Consider the following 8675-nt stretch of genomic DNA (forward strand, 5'->3'; position numbering starts at 1 on the left):
ACGCCGCGAGAGCCCGCGGAAGGTGCACCGAGCGTCCTACTGAGCGCCGAAGTCCTGCGTCCAGTAGTGCTTGTAGGTGCTCGAGGGCGCGTAGAAGTAGCCCACGCCCAGGTGCTTGAGGCCACTGCCCATGATGTTGTTGCAGTGGCCCGAGCTGTTCATCCAGCTGTTCACCACCGCGGCGGGCGTGGACTGGCCCGCGGCGACGTTCTCCGCGGCCGACCGCCAGACGTAGCCGGCGTTGGTCATGCGCTGCCACGGGGTGGAGCCGTTGGAACCCGTGTGGCTCATGAAGTTGTTGGTGCCCATGTCCTGCGAGTGGACGCGGGCCGCGCACCGCTGCCGCTCGTCGAAGGTGAGCGCCGGGACCGCGGGCTTGGCCACACCACCACACGTGGCGCCCGCGGCCCGCTTCTGGTTCACCAGCTTGAGCACCTCGTCCTCGAACGCCGTCCAGGACGCATTCCAGGTGAGCACCCCGTTACAGTACGCCGGCAGCGCCGTCGCGGCCGGGGCCGCCTCCGTCTCGGCCGCCGCCGTCGAGGAGGACTCTCCGATCCCCGCCTCCTGCTCGAGCCCCGGGTCGACTTCGCCCCCACATCCAACGGACAGGGTGGCACCCAGGACGAAAGACAACACAGAGGTAAGACGCTTCATGGAGGAGCCTCGCTCGACTGATGTCGGGGATGAGTTGTGAAGACACGGGTAATACACCAAAAACCCGCCTTCATGGCAACACGAGAATTCGTTGTAGTTTGCCGCCCTGGGTGGAAGCCGGGATGGCTCCCCCTCGCGGGGCGCGCATAGTACAGCGAGGCCCTCCATCGTCTTCTCGAAAACAATCCCGCGCACTCGAGGCAGCTCAACCAGCAATCGACCGGGCACTCCCGAGGCCAAGGGGCTCGTGCGTGCCAAGGCCCGGTCGAAGGCTCGCAGGGTTTGACATGGCATGTCATTGTCAGGACGAAGCCACGACCAAACCGTTGCAGGAAAGACTCATCAATGGGGGACGCTGTAGTTGGCCGGCACCCAGGTGTAGCCCTTGCCATTGGCGCGCAGATGACCAAGGCCCGGGAACGAGACGTGAGCGATGGCCACCCAGTAGCCCTGCTTCGCGGCCTCGGCGTAGGCCTTCGCGCGCTGGGCCGCCGCCGCCTTGGAATCCACGTCGAATTGGATCGTCACCGAGGGCTCGGGGAACTGCACCGCCGCCACATGCATCATATCCCCCCAGAACACGAGCTTCTGCCCCTGGCTCTCCACGACGTAGAACGTGTGCCCCGGCGTATGGCCCGGCGCCTCCAGGGTCCTGAGGCCCGGCGCCAGCTGCGTGTTGCCCGTGAACGTCTCGAGCTGGCCCGCCTCGGCATACGGCGTCAAGGAGGCCTTCGCCTCCTGGAAGCGCGACCTGTCACCCTCCGGCGCCTTCTGCGCGTTGGCGGCGTTCAGCCAGTGGTCCACCTCGCGCTTGTCCACGTACACGCGCGCGTTCGGGAAGACGCGCTTGCCCGCCACCACCACGCCCCCCGAGTGGTCCGGGTGCACATGGGTGATGAGGACGGCGTCGACCTGCTCGGGCTGGTAGCCCGCCGCGCGAATACTCGTGACCAGCTGGCCCGCGGACGGTCCGATCAGCTCGCCCGCCCCCGTGTCCACCAGGAACAGCTTGGAGCCCGTGTTGATCAGATAGGCGTTGATCGACGTCTCCACCGGCGAGGTGAGGTACTCGGCGGCCAGCAACGCCTCGACCCGGCCCGGCCGCACGTTCGTCAGCAGCTTCTCCACCGGCAGCGGCAGGGTGCCATCCGACAGCGCGGTGACTTCGAAGTCGCCCAACATCATGCGGTAGAAGCCCGGCGCCTGGGTCTTCACCAGCGGCGCGGCGGCCTGGGCGGGCGCCGTGAACAGCCCTCCCGATACCGTGAGCAACGCGGCCAGCGTGGCACTCCTGGAAAGGGTGCGCATCGTCATGAAAGGTCTCCTGGATGTAGGATTGCCGGACACCGTCCGGGCTCGGATGATACCGAGCGGTATCGCTTAATGATACCGAGCGGTATCGGAGTCAAGGGGAAGGGATGAAGGAGCAGAAGACGACGAAGGTGCCGCCCCGGGAGCGGATCCTCGCGGCGGCCGAGGAGCTGTTCTACCGGGAGGGCATCCGGGGCGTGGGCGTGGAGGCGATCGCCGCGCGGGCGGAGACCACGAAGATGGCGCTCTACCGCCACTTCGAGTCCAAGGACGCGCTGGTGACCGAATGGCTGCGGCTCGAGGCGGCGCGCGAGGAGGGCGTGCTGGAGCGGCTCGCCGCGGAGCACCCGGGAGACCCCCGCGCGCAACTGCTCGGGTGGGCGAAGTACATCGCCGAGCGGCTGTCGGGAGAGTCGGACCGGGGCTGCCCGTTCCTCAACTCCGTGGCGGAGCTGCCCGACCGGAACCACCCCGGGCGGCAGGTGATCGAAGCCCACAAGAGCGCGTATACGCGCCGGGTGGGGGCCCTCTGCGCCCAGGCGGGCATCCCCGAGCCCGAGGCGGCCGCCAGCGAGTTCATCTTCGTCATCGATGGCGCCCAGGTGTGCGCCCAGAACATGGACAAGGAGAACGCGGGCGAGCGCCTGCTGCGCATCGTGCGAAGGCTGCTCGAAGAGGCGCCCCGCCCCGCCGCACCGCGGCGATGAGTGGGCTCATGAACCAGTCCAACAGCCCCGGTGCCGCTCGGCCACGCGGTACAGATGGGCGAGGGAGTAGTCCAGCAGTGACTGGCAGGAGCGCATGTACCGATGGGCCCGAACGAAAGGCAACCAGACGCGATTGCCCACGAGCACCTGGGCTTCCTCCAGCCTCTTGCGCGGTATCCATTGACCCCCCAGGTTTCTCACCAACACCGCCCCCAGGTAGGCACCAATGGCGGGCACCGCATGCGCGTCGATTTTCTCCCGCTCGAAGACTCTCGGGAATTGCTCGCGCCAGAACTGGTAGTCCACATCCGTGAGAGACTCGGGCGTCTCCGCGAAGACGGAGGGCACCTTCGTATGCAGCAGCGCCACGAGGTGTTCGGCAAGGTGGCTGTAATGCTGGAGAGCGCGCTCCGAATCCGCCACGTCCGGAGGCAGGGCGGAGTCGGAGGGGCGCCACTCCTCGGGCTCGGGTGGCTGGTACGCGTTGAATTCGGCAATCTTCCGCTGGCGCTCGTGAATGGCGACATCATCCACCACGCGCGAGAGAAGGGGGGCGACGTCCGGGTGAAAGCGAGGCTCCACGAAGGCGAGTGTGGTGCTGCGCTCGCTCAGGGTCCTCATCACGGTGTCAGGGTCCAGGTCCGGGCGGAGGTGGGCGTAGGCGCGAGCCTGGGCCCTGCGCGCTTCCGCGCTGGCGAAGTCCGCTACCGTAGGCCACGTCACCAGGAGGACAGACCCGTTTGGCAACTCCTCCACCCGATGGGCCGGCGTGGACAACATGCGCTCGCGGCCGACGGTTTCCACCAGCTTCCGACCGAAGACGTTGAGCCAGAATACCTCGTAGATTTTGTCGAACCCGTCCCTTCGCGAGGTCTCTTCATCACGGCCAAAGTCGGGAGCGCCCGCCAACTGGTCGTCAGCCAAACTATGCGCCAAGGCATGGGACACCGGGTAGAGAGAGGCCCAGGCACGCACCATGTCCACGAATCGGCGACAGTGCGCCTCCTCCGCGAAGAAGGACAGGGGTTTCACCTCGACAGAGATGCTCAGTTCGGAAGGAAGAGGTGGGAACCAGAGTCTGAGCGTCATGTCCAACGCGGGCCAGCTCGTCCGGTAGAGCCCAATGGTTGTTCCTCTTTCGCGGCGCTCCTCCTCCAGCGCCTTCCAGACGGCGGCGCGGCTGTACTTGCGTCGCCGCTTGCCTTCAACGACGTCCGGCATCCATCCGTCGGCATTTTCCTCGAGCGCCTGGAAGAAGGGTCCCAGTTCGCTCTCCAGTTCCGCCCGCGGATCGATGGTCCCGTCGAAAGAGAGCCGGAGGCTGTCCTGCGGCATCAAGTCGTGCACGCTCAACTTCTTCATTGGAACAGCACCTCCACACCCGGAACTTCTTTCCTGGTTGCGTTCACGGCTGACCTCAATTCTCGTAAATCCCTGGGCTTGAGGACGTCCCCTTCATAGACGAGGCGAACTCTTGAAACCGGCACCTTGCTGCCCTCGCCCAAGAGGGGCTGGAGGGAGGGTCGACGGATATCCAGCGTCTCGCCATATTTCGAGAGGGCCTCCCTCGCATCCACAATCATCTGGGCCTCCAGCGCCTTGCCATCCAACCGCGACAAATCGCGGCTCTTGAAGCTGAGCGTCTCGACGCGAGGAGGCCGTCCGCCCAGTTCGCCCGCCTCGATGATGAGTACGTCCGCGAAGCTCAGGCCGATGCCCGGCTTCGACACACCCACGTACTTGTCGATACGGGGCGTGTTGAAGTCTCCGAGAAAGCGGCGCTGAGTCCGAGGCAGAGCCGCGTCTGCCTCCAGCAGGTCCACCATGATGCGCTCGAAGGCCAGGCCCCGGGCAAACCACGTCCGCAGTTGTTCATAGGCCTTCCAGGGTAGGGGTCCCTTTCTCGTATGCCCCCTCTTTATTTCCACGAGGCGTTTCTCGAAGTAGCTGACGTACTCACCCCAGCGTGGGTTGCCCTCGGCTCCGGATTGCGGAGCATCCACCAGAGGTTTGTGCTTCTCCAGCATCGCCGGGTCCGCGGGCAGGCGCTGTCCCGGGGACTCCAGTTCCGCTGCCGCCAGCTTGGCCTCCACCACCTCGGGGGTGAGACCCACCTGCTTGTCCACCAAGGAGGCAATGCTCCCGGCTGCATTGCCGGCACGGGCCTTGTTGGAGGCAAGAGGGGCGCGCCCTCGCTCGGCCCTGGCCTGGGACAGTAACGGGCGGGCCTGGGTTGCATCCCCCCCGGCCGCGTACAAGGCCAGGGCGCCGTCCACTCCTTCCACGGCCACGAGGCGGCCCGCCTCCCGGCTGGCACGAACGTAGCTGACGAGCTTCCTCAGCCCCTCCACGCCCAGTTGCACCTCCAACTCGCGCACCACTGCCTTGAGGGCCCGCAGCCGCACCTCCAGCCCCATGGGCTCCCGGAGCCGTGGCACACCAACACCCGGTACACCTCGGCCCTCGGAGAAAGCGCGCAGTCCCTTACCGCCCGCATACAGCCCCACCAGCAACGCCGTCGGCGCCAACTCGCGCGTGGCCTGCTCATACTGGCCTTGGTACAGCGCGTATGTCCCATGACCCGTGCCGGCCACCAGCCCGTAGAAGCCCAGCGGCACACCGAAAGTGAGATGGTCGAAGCTTCCCAGTGCCACATTGCCTGGCGCGAAATGCTCCCGCGCCAGTGCTGTCTCCACCTCATCCAGCGCCTGCTGGTAGGGCAGTGGCAGTTGGCCCTTGAGGGTAAACAAGGTGGCTTCCCTCACCCCACCCACCAACTGGCTGGTGGCGAGTGCGTCCCTGCCAGCGCGGGCCAGGCCCCGGCCCACGTCCTTCCACTCAAACGCCCTGTCCGCACGAGCCGAGGGCCTCAGACCTCTGTCTTCCAGCCCCGCGCGGAATGTGGGCAGCTGCCGCAGCATCTCCTCCAGTTGCTTGTCCCGGGCCAGCAGGAAAAGCATCTCCCGCAGGTCGTCGTCATGGGCCGAATGGAGGACGAAGAGGGCGAATACCGTGGCCCTTGGGGGCCCATACCGCTCGGTGGCCCGCAGAAGGAAGTCGATGCGCTTGAGGTTGACGAGGCCGGCGGCATCTTCTCGCACAGGCCCCAGTGAGCCCAGTCGCACGGCATTCCAGTCACTCAACGCCTCCACCAGCCGGGGCATGTCCACCCTGTCCTGCAACGCGACGAATTCGGCGGGCGAGGTGCACGAGAGGAAGGGCGCGAGCAGTTCTTCGTCCCACCAGGTGGAGTAATCCGGCCAACCCTCCGGCACGGCCTGCCCCCCGCATGAGGGCGGGTCTCGCGGTGCCATCCCCCCTTTGGCCACCTCCGAGCCCAACCCACGGACACCTCGACGCCAGCGCAGCCTCTCTTCCTCATCCGGCTCGATGGAAGCACGCTGCTCCTGCTCTCCTGGTTCTGAGGGAGAGAAAGCCGAGGGCATCTCGAGTTGGGAACTACCGGCCGCTTCCGCTCGCAAGGCAGACATGGCGAGCGGACTTCGAGTGCCACGACCCACCGGGGGCAACGCCAGTGTGACGCAGCCACCCGTGAGCAGAGCCGCCCCCAGCACCAGCACCCCCCACCTGTACCCCACAGGCTCAGCGCGCATTGTCCACCCCCAGCCCCTCCAAGGCGTTACCACTCCCCTTCACGGCCACCTCTACGTCGCGGCCCCACAGTCGCACCACTACTCGTCCATTCATCTCGAAGCAGCCCCGGGTGAATGCCTCCGCGCCCAGATGTTACCGCGCACGATTGTTGATGGAGATTCGGGCCGGCCGCTCCGAACGGGGCGAGGCGCCCCGCCCTGCCGCACCGCGGCGATGAGTGGGACGCGGGCCCGGCGTCCGGCGTGACGGATTCGGCGATTGACAGCCCTCGCGCGGGCCCCCAACCTGCCGGCCGGCCCCCGCCCTCGTCTTCCCCCGAATCCAGGGTGGGCGCCCTTCGCAGTCCCCCTACCCCCGGAGACACCATGTCCCTGTCGATGTATCAGGCCTCCATTCCCACCTTCGTGCGCATGTTGGGCAATCTGTCGGCGATCCTCGCGAAGGCCGCCACGTATGCCGAGACGAAGAAGATCGACCCGTCCGTCTTGCTCAACGCCCGGCTCGCGCCCGACATGCGGCCGCTGTCCTTCCAGATTCAAACCGCGAGCGATGTGGCCAAGGGCTGTGCCGCCCGGCTCGCGGGAATCGATCCCCCGAGCTTCCCCGACACCGAGTCCAGCTTCCCCGAATTCCAGACACGCATCGCCAAGACGATCGAATTCCTCAACAGCGTGAGCGCGGCGCAGGTCGATGGCAGCGAGGAGCGCACCGTCACCCTCAAGATGCGCACCCAGGAAGTGCAGTTCCAGGGACAGGCCTACCTGCTCTCCTTCGCGCTGCCCAACTTCTATTTCCACGTCACCACGGCCTACGCCATCCTGCGCCACAACGGCCTGGACATCGGCAAGGGTGACTTCCTCGGCGGACGCTGAGTGAAGGGCTGAGTACCACCGCGCTCAAGGTGTACAGAGCGCATCCCCCAGGGATGGCTGGTCAGCAACGCCCTGGGGGAGAAGCGCTGTCGCCACATGCCGGCAACTCGCGCGTGCACCGCAGATCGCGAGAGGGATTGGACGAAATCGTCCAGCGAGAGGGATTGGACGATTTCGTCCAACATGGGTCACCCATTGGATGGATTCGTCCACTCAGCAGAAGAGAGCCAACAATTACAGACATCCCCTGAAATGCTTGTTTCATTTTCTCACCGGCTGAATGATCCACGTGTACGAAACACTCCGAATGAGATATGGCTTCACACGCCGTCCGCCGACAGTTGCTGGGGACAGCCCTCTCTATTCGGAGCAATGCATGCGCACTGCGCTGGGTCTTTCGTTACTGGTCCTGGGGGTCAGCTTCACCGTGGGATGTGGGCCTGAGCGGCCCATCTCGGAGTCCATCACGAACACGGTGCAAGGGGAGACAACCAACTCCTCCGTGGTCATGCTTGATTCGGGTCTGGTCCTGGTGGCGGGAGGTCGGCCCCATGCGCCGGGAAGCGAATGGAACAAGACGGCTTCAGCACTCTATGATCCCGTAAAGAACGAGTGGAAGCCGACGGGAGAAATCAACGAGCCACGCCAGCTGGCCTCCGCCGTGAAGCTTCCGTCAGGCGAGGTGCTGTTGTCGGGAGGCCAGAGCCTTTCTTCAGGTGAACTCCTCAAGAGCATGGAACTGTACGACCCGGTCGCGGGCACATGGAAAACCACCAGTGACCTGAGTCGGCCGCGTTACAAGCATCAATCCACCTTGCTGCCGTCGGGAAAGATACTGGTAACAGGTGGGCGAACCCTCATCGAGACTCCCACCGGCGAGAAGGAAGCGGATGCCACCACCGCAGAGCTGTATGATCCCGCCACGAACCAGTGGAGTTCCGCAGGAAACTTGAGGTACTCCACACTCGATGCCACAGTAATCTCGTTGGGCTCGGGAGAAGTCATGACGTTGAGCAACCACGGCGTGGACATCTACAACCCAGAAGCCAACACGTGGATCCAGCAGGAATACGCCTCTCCCTTCGTGGCTCCTCCCGACCATGCCGCGACTCGCCTTGACTCGAACGAGATCCTGGTCACTGGCGGTAGCAATGGGCTCAGCTATAAATCAACCGCCCTGTACTATCCGTCCATGAAGATATGGATCAGTGGGCCCCCGCTGAACAAGGATCATTGGAAACACAAGACAATCCCTCTCACCAAGTCCAAGGCGCTGGCCATCGGAGGCATCGGCGGCGTCGAACTCTACGATCCCACCAACACCAAGAAGCCCTGGACCGATCTCGGCGAGGATCCGAAGCAACACGGCAAGGGCAACGCCATCCTACTGTCCGAAAACAAGGTGCTCCTCTGGGGTGGTCTGGACGAGAGGACCGACTGGACCATCTTCACCCTCCCCAAGTCCGAGTAGGCCCTCGCCCGCGCGGACTCATCCGCGCGGGGAGGGCAGAAC

The 8675-nt window shown here is 65.2% G+C and carries 7 protein-coding genes; 3 read left to right on the plus strand and 4 right to left on the minus strand.

Annotated elements, in window-relative coordinates; translation table 11 throughout:
• Nucleotides 1–36: 36 nt before the first annotated feature.
• Nucleotides 37–657, minus strand: coding sequence for a CAP domain-containing protein (locus tag CYFUS_RS38275; protein WP_095989698.1), 621 nt, complete (start codon nt 655–657; stop codon nt 37–39).
• Nucleotides 658–999: 342 nt separating this feature from the next.
• Entirely contained in the window at nt 1000–1971 is a 972-nt protein-coding gene (locus CYFUS_RS38280; RefSeq protein WP_095989699.1) for an MBL fold metallo-hydrolase, read from the minus strand.
• A 104-nt stretch (nt 1972–2075) separates the two neighbouring features.
• On the opposite strand from CYFUS_RS38280, the gene CYFUS_RS38285 reads away from it, so the two are divergent.
• Nucleotides 2076–2675, plus strand: coding sequence for a TetR/AcrR family transcriptional regulator (locus CYFUS_RS38285; protein ID WP_095989700.1), 600 nt, complete (start codon nt 2076–2078; stop codon nt 2673–2675).
• Between the two features lie 6 nt (nt 2676–2681).
• On the opposite strand, the gene CYFUS_RS38290 is transcribed toward CYFUS_RS38285, so the two are convergent.
• Together CYFUS_RS38290 and CYFUS_RS38295 are read right to left on the minus strand one after the other, a co-directional pair.
• Nucleotides 2682–4037 carry a hypothetical protein gene (locus CYFUS_RS38290; protein WP_095989701.1) on the minus strand — a complete coding sequence of 452 codons (1356 nt, stop codon included), beginning with the start codon at nt 4035–4037 and terminating at the stop codon, nt 2682–2684.
• On the minus strand, nt 4034–5950 hold the full coding sequence (locus CYFUS_RS38295; protein WP_232537051.1) for a hypothetical protein: 1917 nt from the start codon (nt 5948–5950) through the stop codon (nt 4034–4036). Before CYFUS_RS38295 ends, CYFUS_RS38290 begins: the two co-directional genes overlap by 4 nt.
• Nucleotides 5951–6655: 705 nt before the next feature.
• Between CYFUS_RS38295 and CYFUS_RS38300 the strand changes: the two genes are divergently transcribed.
• Nucleotides 6656–7162 (plus strand): DUF1993 domain-containing protein, encoded by a 507-nt coding sequence (locus CYFUS_RS38300; protein ID WP_095989703.1) that lies wholly within the window; start codon nt 6656–6658, stop codon nt 7160–7162.
• A gap of 376 nt (nt 7163–7538) precedes the next feature.
• The gene (locus CYFUS_RS38305) at nt 7539–8633 is read left to right on the plus strand and encodes a Kelch repeat-containing protein (protein ID WP_157758897.1); all 1095 of its coding nucleotides are present in this window, start codon (nt 7539–7541) and stop codon (nt 8631–8633) included.
• The last annotated feature ends 42 nt before the right edge of the window (nt 8634–8675 follow it).

The sequence above is a fragment of the Cystobacter fuscus genome, assembly GCF_002305875.1.
Lineage (GTDB): Bacteria > Myxococcota > Myxococcia > Myxococcales > Myxococcaceae > Cystobacter > Cystobacter fuscus_A.